Raw genomic sequence first — 19310 nt, 5'->3', positions numbered from 1 at the left:
AGCATCAAAGCGGCCGCGCTTTACCAAAACTTGGTAATCGCGGCCGCAGTTACTGCAGGTAAGTCGCAGGCGTCGTTCTGTCGGATTCTGTCCGGTGATTACTGGACTTGTCCGGTCGCTGGGCACCACCCTGTGTCGCTGACCGAGACCGGCGGGTCGTTGTTCGGTTATCCCGCCGTTACTACCGAGTAACGAAGCCCCTTGTGCGGGCGGCGAGAATGCACCACGATCGGCCACGCTCGGTCCATTCCCGTACCCCGACAGCCGGTTGGGTCACGGGAGTTCCTGGGTCCCCACCGAGCAGAGTCGGCGGCAGTGGCGCCGGCTCTTGGGCAGGGGGGTCTTCGCTCATCCGGCGAAGCCTGTCCAGCAAGGTTGTGCGTGATGCGTGTCAGGCGCGACCAGTGGTTGTCGCTCGGGGGTGATCGCCGGTGATTCGGGCGCGGTTCGCGCCACCGAGCGCAGGCGCTCTCCTTCCCGAGGACGTAGCACTTCTCCCATCCCTGCCCGGCTGAGCCGTCGAACTGACAGTGGCAGCCAGGGCCAGGAGATGTACGTCCGAGAAGGAGGAAATATGGAGTCCCAGGTGCGTGGCGGGACCAGATGGAAGCGGTTCGCTGTGGTCATGGTGCCCAGCGTCGCCGCCACGGCTGCGATAGGTGTCGCCCTCGGGCAGGGCGCTCTCGCCGCGTCGTTCAGTGTCTCCGGCCAGTCGTTCAAGGTCACGACCGACAAGCTCGTCGGTACGGGTTTCTCGCAGTACGGCGCTCTTGATGAGGGATACACCCTCACCGGCAAGAAGACGGTTCACCCCGTCGCCGTCTCGGGCTTCAAGTCCGCGACGATCAACAGCCTGTGCCAGTCCGTTGTCACCCCGGACGTCCCGCTGCTCGGGAGCGTCAGCCTGATCCTGCGGGCCGGCCAGGACCCGAACAAGCCGGTCGAGGCCAAGAACCTCTACATCGACGTCGCCGACCTCGAGGCCGACGCGACGTTCGAGAACATCGACATCGGTGTGGCCGCCAAGGACGCCAGCAAGGGTCCGGGCATGAAGGGCGGCGGCGAGCAGGCCAACCCCTTCGGTTTCGCCCAGCAGGCCGACAAGGCCACGCTGGTCGGCGTGAAGCAGACGGCGTGGGCGACCACCGCCGGAACCTTCAAGCTCAGCGGTCTGAAGATGTCGCTGTCGACGGGTGTCAAGGAGTGCTACTAAGCACTCTGTGACGGGCGGGGGAGCCGATGGCGCCCCCGCCCGTCCACTCTCCGCCCGCTTTCTTCACAAGTGGTCACATGCACCACAACTCACCACCACAGCACCACCATCACAGCAACGCCGTACCAGGGAGCTGTTTTCGATGAGCGCCGAGACTCCTGCCGCGCCCGGCCATGACGAGCACTACCTCCGGGTCTTTCGGCGGAACTTCCGCGCCTGGCGGGGCACGAGGCCGTTCTGGGCCGGTCTGTTCGTCATGTTCGGCGGACTCCCGATCGCCTACTTCCCGTACGCGAACCTCCAGATCGGCCACCTGACGCTGGCGATGCAGACCGCGGGGGGCTCCAGCTCCCTGATCATCGGTGTGCTGCTCGTCGTCCTGGGCTTCACTCTGTGGTTCCAGAAGCACGTCCGCACCTTCGCGGGCGTGGCGGCGATCCTGCTGGCGCTCGTCTCCATCCCGCTGTCCAACCTCGGTGGCTTCCTCATCGGCTTCCTCTTCGCCCTCGTCGGCGGAGCGATGGCCGTGTCGTGGGTCCCGGGCACGCCGCCCGACGCGGAGCAGGCGCAGCGGGGCACGACGGGAGCGGGTGGCGCTCCTGAGGGCCTGGACCCCGACACCACGGTCCTCCAGCCCGTGCAGGACGCGGACGCGTGGGGCGAGTCGAACGATCTGTCAGGAACGAGCCCGGCGAACGGGGCGAACGGGAGGCACAGTGCCGGCTGACGAGGTGACCCACGGGACTGGGGTGGACAAGTCCCGTGCGAGAACCGGGCCGCGTCACGCGGCGCCCAAGAAGCCGCTGTTCACCAGGTTCCACATGCCGGCAGGCAAGGCGATAGCCCTGGCGGCGATGCCCACGGCGGTCCTCATGGGGATGGGCTTCACACCCACCCTCGCCCAGGCCGACAGCAACAACGCGACGAAGCCGACGTCCAACAGCCTGACGGCGGACGAGTACAAGGACTGCGTGGCGGCCCTGGAGGACGATGCCTCCGCGTCCCCGGGCGCCGATGACTCCCCGGACAGCGACGAGGCGACGGAGCCGACCCCGTCGGCGTCGCCCTCCACCGGCGAGGACTCCTCGGACGGTTCGGGGTCTTCGGACTCGTCGAACACTTCGGGTTCTTCTGGCTCCGCGGGCGACTCCTCCTCGTCGGATTCAGGTTCCGACGGCGGGGCCGAGCCCACGCCGACGCCCTCCGCGAGCAAGACGAGCGAGGCCCAGTCCGGCGACACCGCCACGCCGAGCCCCTCGGCGTCCGAGAGCGGCGGCAACCTGCTGGAGGACATCGGTGACGCGATCACCGGCGTCTTCACGGGTGGCTCCTCCGCCGAGGAGAGCGCGAGCCCGACGCCGACGCCCTCCGCGAGCGCGAGCGAGGAGGCGTCCTCCGGCTCTTCGGATTCCTCGGACTCCGCCGACTCCTCGGACTCCGCCGGCAAGGACACCTCCGACGCCTCCGACCTCGTCAAGGACACCGCCGAGAAGGTCACCGACACGGTGAAGGACACCGTCGAGGGCGCCACCGACACGGCGTCCGAGGCGGCGCAGGACGCCACCGAGGCGGCCGGCGAGGCCACCGCCTCGCCCAGCCCCTCCGCGAGCTCCACCACGGACCCGGAGGACTGCCCGGCCGCCACGGACGAGGAGGGCGGCGTCGACAACACCGTGCCGCTCCCCGACGACCCCTGGTACCTGGACGCCAGCTCGCTGCTGCTCAAGGGCGCCGACTACCAGGGCATCGTCAAGGTGAAGACGGCCAACGGCTCCACCAAGAAGGTGCTGAAGTACGTCGTCTCCGACGGGGTCGACATCGGCGACCTGCACCAGACGGTGAAGGACAAGCAGTCCGGCAAGACCTACCACGTGCAGGCGGCCGAGGGCTCGACGTCCACCTTCCGCAACGGCAAGGTCGTGATGTACACGGAGAGCATCTCCGGCAACCTGCTGGGTCTGATCCCGCTGACGTTCAGCCCCGAGAGCCCGCCGCCGCTGAACATCCCGCTGATCTACTTCACGAAGGTGAAGGTCGTCCAGGCCGGCCAGTTCGGCGGCACCCTGCACGTGCCCGGGCTGCACTCCTACATCACCGACTGAGCCGACCGAGCCGACCGAGCCGGGCGTCTCGAGCGGACGCCCCCCAAGCCTGTTCGGGAGCCGCGAAAACGCCGAGGGCGCCCCCTGGATCACAGGGGGCGCCCTCAGCGCCGTACGGGGCTTCGCAGGCCCTTCTCGGGATCAGTCCCGCGCGCCGCCGCCGAGGTGGTGGACGCGGACCATGTTGGTGGTGCCGGGAACGCCGGGCGGGGAACCGGCGGTGATGACCACGATGTCGCCCTCGTTGAACAGGCCCATCTTGACGATCTCCTGGTCCACCAGGTCGACCATCTCGTCGGTGCTGTTGACGAACGGCACGACGTGCGGCTCCACACCCCAGCTGAGCGTCATCTGGTTGCGGGTGGACTCGTCCGTGGTGAACGCGATGATCTGCTGGGCGGCGCGGTAGCGGCACAGGCGGCGGGCGGTGTCGCCGGACTGGGTGAAGGCGACCAGGCCCTTGCCGCCGAGGAAGTCGGCGATCTCGCAGGCCGCACGGGCGACCGAACCGCCCTGCGTGCGCGGCTTCTTGCCGGGGACGAGGGGCTGCAGGCCCTTGCTCAGCAGCTCCTGCTCGGCCGCGGTGACGATCTTCGACATCGTCTTGACGGTCTCGATCGGGTAGGCGCCGACGGAGGACTCCGCCGACAGCATGACCGCGTCGGCACCGTCCAGGATCGCGTTGGCCACGTCGGAGGCCTCGGCGCGGGTCGGGCGGGAGTTGGTGATCATCGACTCCATCATCTGGGTCGCCACGATCACCGGCTTGGCGTTGCGACGGCACAGCTCGATGAGCCGCTTCTGCACCATCGGGACCTTCTCGAGCGGGTACTCGACGGCCAGGTCGCCACGCGCGACCATCACGCCGTCGAACGCCATCACCACGTCCTCCATGTTGGCGACCGCCTGCGGCTTCTCCACCTTGGCGATGACCGGGACGCGGCGGCCGACCTCGTCCATGACCTTGTGCACGTCCTGCACGTCGTTGGCGTCCCGCACGAAGGACAGGGCGACCAGGTCGCAGCCCATGCGCAGCGCGAAGCGGAGGTCCTCGACGTCCTTCTCGCTCAGCGCCGGCACGTTCACGGCCGCGCCGGGCAGGTTGATGCCCTTGTGGTCGGAGACGACACCGCCCTCGATGACGATCGTCTTCACCCGGGGGCCGTCGACCTCGGTGACCTTCAGCTCGACGTTGCCGTCGTTGATGAGGACCTGGTCGCCCTTGGTGACGTCGCCCGGCAGGCCCTTGTAGGTGGTCCCGCAGATCTGCTTGTCGCCCGGGACGTCCTCGGTCGTGATGACGAACTCGTCACCGCGCTCCAGCTCCACCGGGCCCTCGGCGAAGGTCTCCAGACGGATCTTCGGACCCTGGAGGTCGGCGAGCACACCGATGGCCCGCCCGGTCTCCTCGGCGGCGGCCCGCAGGCGCTCGTACCGCCCCTGGTGGTCTTCGTGCGTGCCGTGGCTGAAGTTGAAGCGGGCCACATTCATGCCCGCCTCGATCAGGGCGACGAGCTGTTCATGGGAGTCGACCGCGGGGCCGAGAGTACAAACGATTTTCGAACGGCGCATGGGACGATCCTATCGGTTTGTTTCGCTACGGAATATTCCGTCTGGCGGAAGATACAAATGAGCTGCGCTTTGCTCAGCCGTGTTACTCAGGCGTTCTCTTCGACCAGTGCGTAGGTCTGCGTCGCGATCTCCAGTTCTTCATCCGTGGGCACCACGGCAACCGCCACCCGCGCGCCCGCGGGTGAGATCAGCCGCGGCTCGTCACCGCGTACGGCGTTCAGTTCGGCGTCGACCACGAGGCCGAGTTGTTCCAGGCCCGCCACGGCGGCCTCCCGCACCGGCGCCGCGTTCTCGCCGACTCCGGCCGTGAACGCGACCGCGTCCACCGTGCCGAGCACCGCGTAATAGGCGCCGATGTACTTCTTCAGTCGGTGAATGTAGATGTCGAAGGCCAATTGGGCCCGCTCGTCACCTTCGTCGATCCGCCGGCCGATCTCCCGCATGTCGTTGTCGCCGCACAGGCCGATCAATCCGCTCTTCTTGTTGAGAAGAGTGTCGATTTCCTCGATGGACATTCCTCCAACACGCGCCAAATGGAAGATGACGGCGGGATCCATGTCACCGGAGCGCGTACCCATCACGAGCCCCTCCAAAGGCGTCAGCCCCATGGAGGTGTCCACGCAGCGACCGCCCCGCACGGCCGACGCGGACGCGCCGTTGCCCAGGTGCAGCACGATGACGTTCACGTCCTCGGGCGCCTTGTCCAGCAGTTTCGCGGTGGCCCGGGAGACGTACGCGTGCGAGGTGCCGTGGAAGCCGTACCGGCGTATCCGGTGCCGGTCGGCGGTCTCGACGTCGATGGCGTAGCGGGCGGCCGACTCCGGCATCGTCGTGTGGAACGCGGTGTCGAAGACGGCGACCTGCGGCAGGTCCGGGCGCAGGGCCTGGGCCGTGCGGATCCCGGTGAGGTTGGCCGGGTTGTGCAGCGGGGCGACCGGGATCAGCCGCTCGATCTCGGCGAGCACGGCGTCGTCGATGACGGTCGGCTCGGTGAAGTGCTTGCCGCCGTGCACCACCCGGTGCCCGATCGCGGCCAGCTCGGGCGAGTCCAGCCCGAGGCCGTCCCTGGCGAGTTCCGCCGACACGGCCTTCAGGGCGGCCTCGTGATCGGCTATCGCCCCGGTGCACTCACGGGTCTCGCCGCCGCCGGCCAGCGGCGTGTGCCTGAGCCGGGAGGTCTCCTCGCCGATGCGCTCGACGAGCCCGACGGCCAGGCGGCTGCTGTCGCGCATGTCGAGCAGCTGGTACTTCACCGACGAGGAGCCGGAGTTGAGGACGAGGACGCGGGACGGGCTCACTGGGCGGTTGCCTTCTCGGTGGGGGACAGGACGGAGGACTGGGCCTGGATCGCCGTGATGGCGACGGTGTTGACGATGTCCTGGACCAGGGCGCCCCGGGACAGGTCGTTGACCGGCTTGCGCAGACCCTGCAGCACCGGTCCGACGGCGATGGCGCCGGCCGAGCGCTGCACGGCCTTGTAGGTGTTGTTACCCGTATTGAGGTCCGGAAAGATCAAAACCGTTGCCTGCCCGGCGACTTCCGACTCCGGCAGCTTGGTCGCGGCGACGGACGGCTCCACGGCGGCGTCGTACTGGATGGGCCCCTCGATCTTCAGGTCGGGCCGCCGCCGGCGCGCCAGCTCGGTCGCCTCGCGCACCTTGTCGACGTCGGCGCCCGAACCGGACGTACCCGTCGAGTACGACAGCATCGCGATCCGCGGCTCCACACCGAACCGCTGGGCCGTGGCGGCCGACTGGATGGCGATGTCGGCCAGCTGCTCGGCGTTCGGGTCGGGGTTCACGGCGCAGTCGCCGTAGACGAGGACCCGGTCGGCGAGGCACATGAAGAAGACCGAGGAGACGATGCCGGCGTCCGGGTTGGCCCGCCCGTCTCCCACCACCACCCTGTCTGACGCGCTTCGCGCGGCCCCCTTTGTTCTTATGATCTCGAAGGCGGGCCGGATGGTCGCGGCGGTCGAGTGGACGGAACCGGAGACCATGCCGTCCGCGAGGCCCTCCTGCACCATCAGCGTGCCGAAGTAGTTCACGTCGGAGACGACGTCGTACGCCAGCTCCACCGTGACCCCCTTGTGGGCGCGCAGCTTGGCGTACTTCTCGGCGAAGGAGTCGCGCAGTTCGCTGGTGGCCGGGTCGATCAGCTGGCAGTCACCGAGGTCGATACCGAGGTCGGCGGCCTGCTTGCGGATCCGGTCGACCGGCCCCAGGAGCGTGAGGTCGCAGACGTTCCGCCGCAGCAGGACCTCCGCGGCGTGCAGGACGCGCGGCTCGGTGCCCTCGGGCAGCACGATGCGGCGCATGTTCGAGCGGGCCTGCTCCAGCAGCTTGTGCTCGAACATCATCGGCGTGACCCGGTCGCTGTTCGGCGTCGAGACCCGCTTCAGCAGGTCGCCGGTCTCGACGTACCGCTCGAACAGGCCGAGGGCGGTCTCCGCCTTGCGCGGGGTGGCCGCGCTCAACTTCCCCTCCAGGGAGAAGAGTTGCTCGGCGGTGGGGAAGCTGTAGCCGGGCACCGAGAGCACCGGGGTGCCGGGGGCGAGGCGGGCGGCGAGGGTGAGGATCTCGTCGCCGGGGCGCTCGTCGAGGGTGAGCAGCACACCGGCTATCGGCGGGGTGCCGGCGCTGTGCGCGGCCAGCGAGCCGACGACCAGGTCGGCGCGGTCGCCGGGGGTGACGACCAGGCAGCCCGGGGTCAGGGCGGTCAGGAAGTTCGGCAGCATCGCGCCGCCGAACACGAAGCCGAGGGCGTCGCGGGCGAGCCCCGAGTCGTCGCCGAGCAGGACCTTCGCGTCCAGGGACTGGGCGATCTGCGAGACGGTCGGCGCGGCCAGGGCGGGCTCGTCCGGCACCACGTAGCAGGGTACGGGCAGCCGCGCCTGAAGCCGCTGGGCGATCTCGTCCCGGTCGTCCCGGGCGACCCGGTTGGTGACCATGGCCAGCACGTCGCAGCCGAGGCCCTCGTACGCCCGGTAGGCGTTGCGCGTCTCGGCCAGCACGGACTCGGCGGTCTGCTTGCGTCCGCCCACGACCGGTATCACGGACGCGCCGAACTCGTTGGCGAGCCGGGCGTTCAGGGACAGCTCGTCCGGGAGCTGGGTGTCGGCGTAGTCGGTGCCGAGGACGAGGACGACGTCGTAGTCGCGGGCGACGAGATGGAACCGGTCGACGAGCGTGGACACCAGCTCGTCGGTCCCGCGCTCGGCCTGGAGGGCGGACGCCTCGTGGTAGTCCATGCCGTAGACCGTCGCCGGGTCCTGGGACAGCCGGTAGCGGGCGCGCAACAGCTCGAACAGGCGGTCGGGGACGTGGTGCACCAGCGGCCGGAACACCCCCACCCGGTCGACCTGCCGGGTCAGGAGCTCCATGACCCCCAGTTCGACGACCTGGCGGCCGTCTCCGCGGTCGATGCCGGTCACGTACACGCTGCGCGTCACGCGTGCTCTCCGTTTCGTCTGTCGTCTGTCGTCTGTCGTCTGTTGACTGTCGGCGGGCTTGGCGGAGCCTTTGCTCTGTTCCGGTGCTCTGTTCCGGTCAAGGGTCGCAAAATCGCCCAGTGAGGTGAGCGAAACCCTCTTGACAATACCCTTGCCGCTGGATAAGGCGCCCGTCAGGATCCAGGGTCGGACAGGGGCCTTCGGAACGTGAAACAATCGGACTGGCTCACCGGTATCAACAGCGAGCAGGAGACACAGCGCGATGCGTATCGGAGTTCTCACCGCAGGCGGCGACTGCCCCGGCCTGAACGCCGTGATCCGGTCGGTCGTGCACCGGGCGGTCGACAACTACGGCGACGAGGTCATCGGCTTCGAGGACGGTTACTCGGGCCTGCTGGACGGTCGCTACCGTGCCCTCGACCTGGACAGCGTGAGCGGCATCCTGGCCCGGGGCGGCACCATCCTCGGCTCCTCCCGACTGGAGCGCGACCGGCTGCGCGAGGCCTGCGAGCGGGCCGAGGACATGGTCGCGGACTTCGGCATCGACGCGCTGATCCCGATCGGCGGCGAGGGCACCCTGACGGCGGCGCGCATGCTGTCGGACGCGGGCCTGCCGGTGGTGGGCGTCCCGAAGACGATCGACAACGACATCTCGTCGACGGACCGGACGTTCGGCTTCGACACGGCGGTCGGTGTCGCCACCGAGGCCATGGACCGCCTGAAGACGACGGCGGAGTCCCACCAGCGGGTGATGGTCGTGGAGGTCATGGGCCGCCACGCGGGCTGGATCGCGCTGGAGTCCGGCATGGCGGCGGGTGCGCACGGCATCTGCCTCCCGGAGCGCCCGTTCGACCCGGCCGACCTCGTGAAAATGGTCGAGGAGCGCTTCGCGCGCGGCAAGAAGTTCGCGGTGATCTGCGTCGCCGAGGGCGCCCACCCCGCCGACGGCACCATGGACTACGGCAAGGGCGCGATCGACAAGTTCGGCCACGAGCGCTTCCAGGGCATCGGTACGGCGCTGGCGTTCGAGCTGGAGCGCCGGCTCGGCAAGGAGGCCAAGCCGGTCATCCTCGGCCATGTCCAGCGCGGCGGTGTGCCCACGGCGTACGACCGCGTCCTCGCCACCCGCTTCGGCTGGCACGCGGTGGAGGCCGCGCACCGGGGCGAGTTCGGCAGGATGACCGCGCTGCGCGGGACCGACATCGTGATGGTGCCGCTGGCGGAGGCGGTGACCGAGCTGAAGACGGTGCCGAAGGACCGGATGGACGAGGCGGAGTCGGTGTTCTAGACCGGCACACGATCGTCCGGACGCCGAACGGCAACGACTACGGGCCTGAGAACGCCGGGCCGGAGGCTCAGGTGGTGCCTCCCCCGACCGTCGCCCAGAAGCGCTCCACGATCCGCTCCAGGAACTCGCGGCCGGCCGCGCTGGAGTCACTGCCACCGCCGCCCCAGCTGAGCGTGGCGGTCATCTGCCCCTGGTAGTCCTGATGCAGCTCCTGGAGGGCGTTCTCCAGGAGCCGCCGGTCCAGGGGCACCATCTTGCCCACCGGCCGCACGTACGCCTGCCAGCGCGTCGACACGGCACTGCGCAGCAGCTCGCCGAGCTTCGCGTCACGGCCGGTGACGGTGATGAAGTCCGGGAGCGTCAGCCCGAGGGCCTCCGCGAGGGCGGCGGACTGACGGTCGTTGCCGTGCCAGTCGTCGTTCTCCTCCATACGGAGATACGCGCCGAGCTCGTGCCCGACGGCCCGGGCCACGTCCTCCGGCGCCAGCCCACGGGCGATGCGGTGCTCGCGCAGCGTCCTCGGCTTGCCGAGCAGCTCACTGGGCGAGCACCACAGCACGCCCGCGAGGGCGGTGAGCTCATTGCTGTTCGGGGAGGCGAGCTCACGTTCCCAGGCGACGACGAGGTCCCCGGTGACGTAGGGGAGCCCGTACGAGGCCCGCATGCCGTAGGCGACGTGTTCGGGCCCCATGTTGAGCCCGGCCCGCAGGCGGCGGGCGGCGGGGGCGTTGAACGGGGGAGCGGGCGGGTTCCGGCGGTTCGAGCGGTCGGGGGGCTGGTTCGGTTGGGCTGGGGGTCGGCGCACGGGCACAACGTAGGCCGGGCGGAGTGGGGTGACTACGGTCTGTTCGGCCAGGATCACGGATTGTAGGAAGCTACGGCTACTGGTGGGTTCGCCACTGGCTGAAGATCGTCTGTCGACCGGCACGGGGCGGCGGCCAGGATGGCGCCAGGTCGTCACGGTGGCGGCCCCGGAAGGTGGTGACTGCCGGTGAACGGCAAGCTCAACGGGCATATTCGCGAGCGCCTCCTCGCGCCGAACTTCTGGCATCTGGCGACGGTGGGCCCGGACGGGATGCCGCAGGTATCGCCCATGTGGGCGGACATCGAAGACGAGTACGCCATGGTCAACACGTCGATCGGGCGCGTGAAGGTGGACAACCTGCGGCTCAATCCCAACGTTTCCCTCTCCCACCATGATGTGGACAACCCTTACGACCGGGCTGAGATCCGGGGCCGGGTCGTGCGGTTCGTGGAGGGCGAGGTGGCGGAGCGGGCGATGGACCGGCTCGCGCAGAAGTACATCGGGGAGGAGCGGTACCCGTGGCTGTTGCCGGGGGAGCGGCGGGTGATGCTGCTGATCGAGCCGGTGCGGGTGCGGAGGGTTGTGGGGGTGGAGGTGTTTCGGGCGGGAGTGCTGCCCGAGTAGGGACGCCGAGCAGGGGCGGACTATGACAGGCCTTCGGCCCAGGTGCGGCACCGTGCGGCGTCGTCGGGGGCGCCCGCACGTCCGTACGCATCGGCGGCCTGGACGAAAGCGATGCGGGCCTGGGCGGGCACGTCGGTGTGCTCATGGATCCAGGCCAGGTGTTCGAGGACGAAGCCCGTGTGGTACCAGTCCTCGAACTCCCGGCAGATACCCAAGGAGGTGGTGAGCGCCTCGATCGCTTCTTGCGTCCGACCTGCCTCGTGCAGGGTGACGCCGAGATTGCTGCAGGTGGCGGCCACCTCGTGAGGGCTCCCCGCAGTGCGGAGCAGGTCGCGGGCCCGGGTGAGCGCTTCGACTGCCTCCTCCATCCGATCCGCGTCGCGCAGCGCGTTGCCGAGTCCGGACCAGGCGCCCGCCTCGCCCCGGTTGTTCCGAGCGCTCCGGCACAGGTCACGGGCGCGCGTGTGGGCATCGATCGCTTCCTCCGTCCGGCCCGCCAACATCAGAGCGGTGCCGAGGTTGCTCCACACGGTGGCCTCTTCGTGGGGCTGTCCAGCGGCGGGGAACGTGTCGCGGGCCCGGGTGAGCGCTTCGACCGCCTCCTCCACCCGGCCCGCCTCCCCCAGCGCGACGCCGAGCCGGCTCCACTTGACCGACTCGAGCTCGCGCCGGCCGAGATGGCAAACGGTCTGGTGGAAAGCGGCGCGGGCCACGGCAACCCAGTCGTCGAAGTACCGCCGCCAGTGCAGGTACTCGCCCAAGGACGCGGCCAGTGCCCCCGCGGCTGTCTCGAACCGCTCCTCGCCCGCCCACTGCACGGCGGCCACCAGTCCTGCCCTCTCCCCGTCCAACCAGGCCAGCGCCTCGGCCCGGGTGGCGAAACAACCGGGGTCCTCCTCCAACCCGGACTGCCACTCCATACGGGCATTCGCCGCGGATGCCAACATCGCGTAGTACACCAGGATCCGTTCCCGGGCCGCCTCCCCCTCTTCACCGAGCGCCCCGTCCGTGGCCACCAGCCCGGCCCCGAACGCCCGCACCAGGTCGTGTAACCGCCACCGCACCGCATCCCCGGTCCCGCGCACGGGCGTGACCAGACCCGCGGCCGCCAGATCCTCCAAAAGGTCCAGAACGGGGTCGATGCCGAGGTCGGCCAGGATGGCCACGGCGTCCGTGGCTGCGTCGGGGCCGGGGATCAGCGCGAGCAGACGCAGCAGGCGCGCCTGCGCGGGTGAGAGCCGTCGGTACGAGGTCTCCAGGACCGGCCGCAGAACGAGGGAGCGTCCGTACTGGTCGGTCCCGCGAGCGCCGCCGTCGAGCACGGCCGTCGGATCCTCGGCCTTCCTGATCTCCGCCACCAGTGAGGCGATCAGGCGGTGCCGGCGCCTGCGCAGCATCGCGGCGGCGATCTGGAGGGCGAGAGGCAAGTGGCCGCAGAGCACGGTCAGTTCGCGCAGAGCATCCGGTTCGAGGGACGGGCGCTCGTCGCGCGGGTCGTTGCTGAGGGCCGTGCGCACAAGGGCGGTCGAGTCGTCCTCGGGAAGGTTCTCCAGGCTGACGACGTGCAGAGGGAGCGAGTCGGGGCGGTCGCGGGAGGTGATCAGGATGCGGTGGTGGCCGGTGCCGGGAAGGAGGGGGAGGAACTGGGACGGGTCCGAGACGTTGTCGAGGATCAGCAGGGTTCGGGGACGGCGCTCGCAGAGGCGGGCCCGGTAAGCGTCGTACTGGCGTGCCGTGGTCGTCGGCAGCTCTGCGTCACGCACGCCGAGAGCATCCAGAAGGGCGAGCACCGCCTGGTCGGCGGTGACCGGGTTCTCGTCGTAGCCGCGCAGGTCGACGAAGAGCGTCCCGCCGGGGAACCAGCCCGACGCACATGCCTGGTGAGCGGCCTCGATCGCCAGCGCGGTCTTGCCGATGCCGCCCAGACCGGTGACGGCGGAGATGAGCAGAGCGGGTGCGGTCGTGCCGTCCGGTGCTGGGGCGGGGGCGGGGGCGAGGTGGGTGAGCAGGTGGCTCAGATCCGCCGATCGTCCGGTGAAGCCGAGAGGGCGGGGCGGGAGCGTCGTGGAGGCGGTGGGGACCGGGCCATGGGTCTGGCCGGTCCAGTGGGGGGTGCGTGGCGGTGGTGCCTTCTCCTTCGGTTCCAGCTCGTGGAGTACGGCGATCGCCGCCTCGGCGGCCCGCGCGGCGGCGTGCGGCTGGGAGCCCTGCCCGTCCGCCTCGGCCTTGCCGGCGTCCGCCTTGTCGCTGATGCCCCGGATGATCAACGCGCCGCCCGCTGTACCGGCGAGGTGAGCCGCGTGCGCCACGCCGGAGCCCTCCATCTCGATGGCCACGGCGTCGTTGAAGCGCTGCCGGATGCGCTGGGCGAGGGGTGAGTCCGCGGCGGCGAGGACGACATCGCCGGCGGCGATCGGTTTGAAGTGGATGTGCGGTTCGCCGCGCAGGGCCTGCCGGGCCGCCGAGTCGAGGTGGTGCGGGGCGTGCCAGCTTTCCGGGCGGTCGAGGAAGCCGTCGGGGGACTCCTTGCCACCGTGGATGGCGTACACCTTGGTGGCGATGACGACGTCGCCGAGGTCGATGTCGTCCTTCAGACCGCCCGCCACACCGACGAAGAGCGCCGCTTGTGGGGTGAACCAGGTCATCGCACGCTCGGTGAGGGCGGCTGCCGCGCGGGTTCCCTCGCCCAGTTCCAGGAGGGCGATCTGCCAGGGGGTTCCGGGGAGTCGGCCCACCTCGGCCCGGGTGCCGTAGTCGGGGTGCACGCGCTTCTCGATGGACGTGAGGTGGGCGCGGACCGCCAGGTATTCGAGTGGCAGTGCGGTGAGCACGGCGACCGTGGGTGGGGTGACGGGCACCGCTTCACGGTACTGCCAAGTCGGCTGGCCAGAGCGGGGGTTGGGCGCGCAGGAGGGGCGTACCGTGTGGGTGCGCGAGGGTCGGAGGCGGTACGGGGGCGGCGCGATGGTCGGTGAGGGTGGCGGGCGGTACGGCGGGGATCATCTTGACTTCGGGGGAGGGGAGTTCAAGGGGACCGTCGTCGCGAAGGGGAGCGTCTACCAGTACGCGGCTGCTCCTACGGCTCTGGACGCGCTGCCCGCGCGGGTGACCGGGTTCACCGGGCGGGGTGACGAACTGCGGCGACTGCTCGACACGTTTGATCCGTCCGCGGCCGACGGCGGCTCCGTACCGGTGCTGGTCGCCGCCTTGTCCGGGCTCGGCGGTATCGGCAAGACCGCCCTTGCGGTGGAGGCCGCTCACGAGGCGTGCGAGAAGGGGTGGTTCCCGGGCGGGGTGCTCTTCCTGGACCTGCACGGGTACGACGACGATCCCGTTACGGGGGAGCAGGCGCTGGAGACGCTGCTGCGGGCGCTCGGCGCGGAGCCGGAGCACATTCCGGTACGGGCGGACGAGCGGGGTGCGCTGTACCGGTCGCTGCTTGCTGAGCGACGGCGGGAGCGCGGGGCCGTGTTGGTGTTGGCCGACAACGCTTCATCGCCGGACCAGGTGCGGCCGCTGCTTCCCGGTGATGTACGGCATCGGTTGCTGGTCACCTCGCGGAACAAGTTGCCCCAACTGGGGGCACGATTACTGGCGTTGGACGAGCTGACTCCTGGCGAGGCATACGAGCTTCTCGACCGTGTGCTGCGGATCGCCGATCCGGCCGACAGCCGGGTCACCGACGAGCCCGAGGCCGCGAAGGAAGTCGCCTCCCACTGCGGCCACCTGCCGCTGGCCCTCCAGATCTCGGCGGCACTGCTGGTGCTGGACCGGGGCAAGCCCGTTGCCGAACTGGCCGGTGAGCTCTTGGAGTTCCGCGACCGGCTGATCCATCTCGACGACGGGGAGCGCAGTGTCCGTGCCGCCTTCGACCTGTCGTATCGGCGTTTGCCGCCTGATCAGGCCCGGTTGCTACGGCTGCTTGCCCTCGCACCAGGGGCAGAGGTGACTGCCGAGGCCGTAACTGCTTTGGCCGGGGAGGATTTCCCGCCGACTCGGACCTTGGACGCGCTGGCCCGCTCTCACCTTGTCGAGCGAGGGAGCGGGCGTGGGCGGTGGCGGTTGCATGACCTGGTGCGAGTGTTCGGCGTGGGTGTGGTGGCCGCGGATGCGGGCTTGCGGGAGGAGGGGGAGACGGCGAGGGAACGGTTGCTTGAGTTCTACATGCGAGGGGCGGGTGCGGCGGATGCCCGGTTGCGGTGGCTGCCGGGGATCGTGGAGCCGGAGCGGTTCACGGAACGAGGGCAGGCGTTGGCGTGGCTGGACGGGGAACGGGCGGGGCTGGTGGCAGCGGCGGCGTGGGTGAGCGAGGAGCGGTTCGCGGAGGCGGCGGTGCGCCTGGCCGCATGCCTGGGGGAGTACTTGCGCTGGCGAAGGTTCTTCGGCGACTGGATCACTGTTACTCAAGCTGCTCAGGAAGCTGCCTCTCGTATCGGTGACCGCTCTGCGGAGGCCCACGCTTGGAACGGCCTCGGCTTCGCCCTGCGGGAGGCGGGCCGGGGAGAGGAGGCGATCGCAGCACACATCCGTGCTCGTGACCTGTGTCAGGCTGCCGGCGACCGCTACCGGGAGGCCGCCTCGTGGGGCGGCCTCGGCTACGCCCTGCGGGAGGTGGGCCGGGCGGAGGAGGCGATCGCAGCTCATATCCGTGCCCGCGACATGCTTCAAGTCCTCGGCGATCACTACCACGAGGGCATGGCGTGGAATGGCCTGGGCCTTGCCCTCGTGGACACGGGGCAGCTGGAGGAGGCAGTCGATGCCTACACCCGCGCCCGCGATCTGTTCCAGGCTGGTGGGGACCGCTACCGCGAAGGCAGGGCGTGGAACGATCTCGGCCGTGCCTTGAGGAAGGCGGGCCGGGTGGAGGAGGCCATCCAGGCGTACGGCAAGCATCTGGAGATCTGCCGGGAGTTCGAGGACAGGTATGGCACAGGTCGTGCTCTCGCAAACCTGGCGCGTGCCTGGGAAGCGGCCGACAACCTCCCCCATGCGCGCGCCAACTGGCTTCAGGCAGCCCATGCCTACACCCGAGCCGAGGCATCCGCGGAAGCCGCCCACGCCCGTACCCGGGCCGACGAGCTCACCCCTTGACCGCCCCACCCAACGCGAACCCCCCACCCAACCGCCGCGCCACCAGCACATAAAGCAAAATCACCGGCGTCGAGTAAATGATCGAGAACGCCGCGAGCTGGCCGTACGCCACCATCCCGCGGTTGCCGAAGAACTCGTTGATGCTCACGGAGGCCGGCATCTGGTCGGGGGTGAGCAGGAGCATGAACGGCACAAAGAAGTTCCCCCACATCATCACGAACGAGAACACCGTCACCACTGCCACACCGGGCCCCATCAGCGGCAGCACGATCCGCATCAGCGACTGAAGCGACGACGCGCCGTCCGTCCAGGCCGCCTCCTCCAGTTCCTTCGGCACTCCGTCCATGAAGTTCTTCATCAGCCAGATGGCGAACGGCAGTTGAGAGGCGGCGAAGAAGAAGGTCGTGCCCTGCATGGTGTCGATCAGGTTCACCCGCACGAACAGGGCGTACACCGGAACCATGATCGCCGTGATCGGCAGGCTCGTCGCGAAGAGGACCGTGAGGAGGAACGGGCGGTTGAGCCGCGACCGGAACCGCGACAGGGGGTACGCCGCCAGCGCCGCGCACACCACCGTCAGGGCCGTTCCCCCGCCGCACAGGAGCAGACTGTTGAGCAGGGGGGTGAAGGTGATGTCGGGCGTCAGGACCGCGTCGAAGTTGTCCAGGGTCGCGCCGTCGGGGAGCTTCACCCGGAGGTTCGCGTTCGTGTCCAGGGCGGAGAGGAGCACCCAGGCGAGCGGGAGTACGAAGGCCGCGGCCACCGCAAGGAGGCCGGCGTCTGCGGCCAGGCGGTGGGTGGTGCGTCGGGACGAGACGGTGCGGGGCATGCGGCGTCAGACCTCCGTTCGCAGCAGACGCAGGTAGACCGCCGAGAACAACGAGCCCACCACCAACAGCAGCAGGGCGACCGCCGTGCCGTAGCCGATCATGCTCTTCTGGAACGCCTCCTCGTACATGAAGAGCGGGAGCGTCTGGCTCTTGCCGCCCGGGCCGCCCCTCGTCATCACCCAGATCAGGCCGAAGACGGACAGGGTCTGCAGGGTGATCAGCATGAGGTTCGTGCCGATGGAGCGGCGGATCATCGGGAGCGTGATGTGCCACATACGGCGCCAGCCGCCGGCGCCGTCCACCTCGGCCGCCTCGGTGATCTCCTTGGGGATCTCGTTGAGGGCCGCCGAGTACACCAGCATGGAGAAGGCCGTGCCCCGCCAGACGTTCGCGAAGGACACCGCCAGGATCGGGAGGGTGAACAGCCAGTTCTGGGTGGGGAGTCGGAGCCAGTCCAGGATGGCGTTCAGGGTGCCTTCGCGACGGAAGAAGACGTAGAGCAGGAAGCCGGCGACGACCTCCGGCAGGACCCACGCCGTGATGACGATGCCGCCCACCAGTGTGCGCACGGGCTTCGACGCGCGCTGCATCAGGGCGGCCAGGGCCAGGCCCAGGGTGTTCTGCCCGAGCAGGGCGGAGACGACGGTGAAGACGAGGGTGAGCCAGACCGCGTTGAGGAACGCCTCGTCACCGAACGCCGTACGGAAGTTGTCGAAGCCGACGAACGAGTCCTCGGCCTGGCCGGTGAGCTGGAGGTCGGTGAAGGCGATGTAGGCGCAGTAGGCGATGGGGCCGGCGAGGAAGAGGAGCAGGAGGACGACGGCGGGGGCGACCGGGAGGGCGCGGGTGAGGGATCGGCTGAGGGAGCGGGCCCGCGTCATACGGGGGAGCCCGTCTCGGCAGCGGTCATTTCTCGATCACCTGGCCGTCCGCCGCCGCCTTCAGCTCCTCGTCGTAGCCCTTCGCCGCGTCCTCGACCGACATGTCGCCCGTCGTCACGCCCTCCATCGCCTCCTGGACGGCGGTGGAGACCTTCGGGTACGCCGGGTAGGCGGGGCGGTAGTGGGTGTTCGCGACGAGGTCCGTGAAGAACTTGATGCCGGGTTGGGCGTCGACGTACGCCGGGTCGGCGGCCACGTCCTCGCGTACCGCGATGCCGGAGTTGGCGACGTACCACTTCTGGGCGTTCGCCTTCGTCTGCATCGTCTTGACGAACTCGAAGGCGAGGTCGGGGTTGGCCGCCTTGGCCGGGATGGACCAGGTCCAGCCGCCGGACATGCTCACCTTGCCGGGGGCCTGGCCGTTCTGGGTGGGCATGGCGGCGAGGCCGAGTTCGTCGGACCACTCGGGCCATTCGTGGCCGCTGCCGGGGAGCCAGTCCTGCGGGAGCCAGGAGCCGTCGAGGGCGATGGCGAGTTCGCCCTGCGGGAGCCACTCGCCGCGGACGCGGGTCATGACGTTGGGGTCGAGGGCGTCGGAGACGTCCGGGCCGAGTTTCTCCTTGTAGACGGTCTCCACGAAGCTGAGGGCGTCCTTGAAACCCTGGCTGCCGGCGATCCACTTCTTGGCGGACCTGTCGTACAGAGGGTCCGACGTTCCGTCGTTCGTTCCGTAGAGCAGCATTTCGAAGGTCTGCATGGTGGCGGCCTCGCCGACGGGTTTGCCCGTGTAGATGTTCAGGGGGATGACGTCGGGGGCTTCGCGCTTGATGGTGCGGGCGGCGTCGAGGACGTCGTTCCAGGTCCTCGGCTGCCAGTCGGCGGGCAGGCCGGCCTTCTTGAAGATGTCCTTGCTGAACCACAGGCCCCGGGTGTCCGTGCCGTCCGGGATGCCGTACGTCTTGCCGTCCTCGCCCTTGGCGGCCTCCTTTGCCGTGTCGATGAACTGGTCCCAGTCCTGCCACTTGGCGAGGTACGGGTCGAGAGGCTTCAAGTACCCGCTGGTGATGTCCGAGTTGATGAGGAAGGTGTCCTCGTAGACCAGGTCGGGGGCGGTCTTGGGGGAGCGGAGCATCTGCTGGAGCTTGGTGTAGTACTCCGAGTCCGGGGCCTTGATCGGGACGAACTCGACCTTCTTGCCGGGGTTCGCCTTCTCGAACTGCTTCTTGATGTCCGCGAGGTAGGTGTCCATCACCTTGATGGAGTTGTCCGTGGACTGTTTGAAGGAGACCTTGACGGTGTCCGGGTCGCTGCCGGAGCCGGTACCGCAGGCGGTGAGGGTGGTCGCGGCGGCGAGGGAGAGGGCGAGGAGTGTGGGGAGAACGGCGGTGGGGCGCACGGGCATGACCTCCTGCGGGCTCACTTCGTTGTGGCGCGGGGATGGCTGCCTGGTGAA

General features: G+C 69.3%; 14 protein-coding genes. 6 read left to right on the top strand and 8 right to left on the bottom strand.

All coding sequences use genetic code 11. From position 1 onward, the window contains the following. Nucleotides 1–574 precede the first annotated feature (574 nt). The 3 genes from QQM39_RS12665 (at nucleotide 575) to QQM39_RS12655 (ending at nucleotide 3315) form a co-directional block, all read left to right on the top strand. The gene (locus QQM39_RS12665; protein WP_301996802.1) at nucleotides 575–1213 is read left to right on the top strand and encodes a DUF6230 family protein; all 639 of its coding nucleotides are present in this window, start codon (nucleotides 575–577) and stop codon (nucleotides 1211–1213) included. A 142-nt stretch (nucleotides 1214–1355) separates the two neighbouring features. Continuing rightward, the gene (locus tag QQM39_RS12660; RefSeq protein ID WP_301996801.1) at nucleotides 1356–1940 is read left to right on the top strand and encodes a DUF6114 domain-containing protein; all 585 of its coding nucleotides are present in this window, start codon (nucleotides 1356–1358) and stop codon (nucleotides 1938–1940) included. Further along, the gene (locus QQM39_RS12655; protein ID WP_301996799.1) at nucleotides 1930–3315 is read left to right on the top strand and encodes a hypothetical protein; all 1386 of its coding nucleotides are present in this window, start codon (nucleotides 1930–1932) and stop codon (nucleotides 3313–3315) included. The genes QQM39_RS12660 and QQM39_RS12655 overlap by 11 nt, the downstream gene beginning before the upstream one ends. 141 nt (nucleotides 3316–3456) lie before the next feature. On the opposite strand, the gene pyk is transcribed toward QQM39_RS12655, so the two are convergent. The 3 genes from pyk to pta form a co-directional block, all read right to left on the bottom strand. After that, nucleotides 3457–4887, bottom strand: coding sequence for a pyruvate kinase (gene pyk / locus QQM39_RS12650; RefSeq protein WP_301996798.1), 1431 nt, complete (start codon nucleotides 4885–4887; stop codon nucleotides 3457–3459). A gap of 86 nt (nucleotides 4888–4973) precedes the next feature. Beyond that, nucleotides 4974–6185 (bottom strand): acetate kinase, encoded by a 1212-nt coding sequence (locus QQM39_RS12645; RefSeq protein WP_301996796.1) that lies wholly within the window; start codon nucleotides 6183–6185, stop codon nucleotides 4974–4976. Further along, nucleotides 6182–8338, bottom strand: coding sequence for a phosphate acetyltransferase (gene pta / locus QQM39_RS12640; protein ID WP_301996795.1), 2157 nt, complete (start codon nucleotides 8336–8338; stop codon nucleotides 6182–6184). Before pta ends, QQM39_RS12645 begins: the two co-directional genes overlap by 4 nt. Before the next feature lie 262 nt (nucleotides 8339–8600). Here pta and QQM39_RS12635 point away from each other — a divergent pair, with 262 nt between their 5' ends. After that, a complete protein-coding gene (locus tag QQM39_RS12635) occupies nucleotides 8601–9626 on the top strand; it encodes an ATP-dependent 6-phosphofructokinase (protein WP_301996793.1) in 1026 nt (341 codons plus the stop codon). A 67-nt stretch (nucleotides 9627–9693) separates the two neighbouring features. On the opposite strand, the gene QQM39_RS12630 is transcribed toward QQM39_RS12635, so the two are convergent. Further along, complete coding sequence (locus QQM39_RS12630) at nucleotides 9694–10431, bottom strand: helix-turn-helix transcriptional regulator (RefSeq protein ID WP_301996792.1); 738 nt, start codon at nucleotides 10429–10431, stop codon at nucleotides 9694–9696. 186 nt (nucleotides 10432–10617) lie between these two features. On the opposite strand from QQM39_RS12630, the gene QQM39_RS12625 reads away from it, so the two are divergent. After that, nucleotides 10618–11055 carry a PPOX class F420-dependent oxidoreductase gene (locus QQM39_RS12625; RefSeq protein WP_301996791.1) on the top strand — a complete coding sequence of 146 codons (438 nt, stop codon included), beginning with the start codon at nucleotides 10618–10620 and terminating at the stop codon, nucleotides 11053–11055. 20 nt (nucleotides 11056–11075) lie between these two features. On the opposite strand, the gene QQM39_RS12620 is transcribed toward QQM39_RS12625, so the two are convergent. Continuing rightward, the gene (locus QQM39_RS12620; RefSeq protein WP_367668919.1) at nucleotides 11076–13913 is read right to left on the bottom strand and encodes a tetratricopeptide repeat protein; all 2838 of its coding nucleotides are present in this window, start codon (nucleotides 13911–13913) and stop codon (nucleotides 11076–11078) included. A gap of 64 nt (nucleotides 13914–13977) precedes the next feature. Between QQM39_RS12620 and QQM39_RS12610 the strand changes: the two genes are divergently transcribed. Next, a complete protein-coding gene (locus QQM39_RS12610; protein WP_367668918.1) occupies nucleotides 13978–16146 on the top strand; it encodes a tetratricopeptide repeat protein in 2169 nt (722 codons plus the stop codon). Here the strand turns inward: QQM39_RS12610 and QQM39_RS12605 are convergent. The 3 genes from QQM39_RS12605 to QQM39_RS12595 are packed head-to-tail and all read right to left on the bottom strand — an operon-like array spanning nucleotide 16136 to nucleotide 19259. Then, nucleotides 16136–16975, bottom strand: coding sequence for a carbohydrate ABC transporter permease (locus tag QQM39_RS12605; RefSeq protein WP_301996788.1), 840 nt, complete (start codon nucleotides 16973–16975; stop codon nucleotides 16136–16138). The two genes, QQM39_RS12610 and QQM39_RS12605, sit on opposite strands and share 11 nt — an antisense overlap. Before the next feature lie 6 nt (nucleotides 16976–16981). Continuing rightward, nucleotides 16982–17857: a carbohydrate ABC transporter permease gene (locus tag QQM39_RS12600; RefSeq protein ID WP_301996787.1), complete on the bottom strand. Its 876-nt coding sequence runs from the start codon at nucleotides 17855–17857 to the stop codon at nucleotides 16982–16984. 25 nt (nucleotides 17858–17882) lie between these two features. Then, nucleotides 17883–19259, bottom strand: coding sequence for an extracellular solute-binding protein (locus QQM39_RS12595; protein WP_301996786.1), 1377 nt, complete (start codon nucleotides 19257–19259; stop codon nucleotides 17883–17885). Between the last annotated feature and the right edge of the window lie 51 nt (nucleotides 19260–19310).

This window comes from Streptomyces sp. DT2A-34 (assembly GCF_030499515.1).
Lineage (GTDB): Bacteria > Actinomycetota > Actinomycetes > Streptomycetales > Streptomycetaceae > Streptomyces.
The sequence above is the reverse complement of the archived record's forward strand: the minus strand, read 5'-3'. Positions and strand labels throughout refer to the sequence as shown.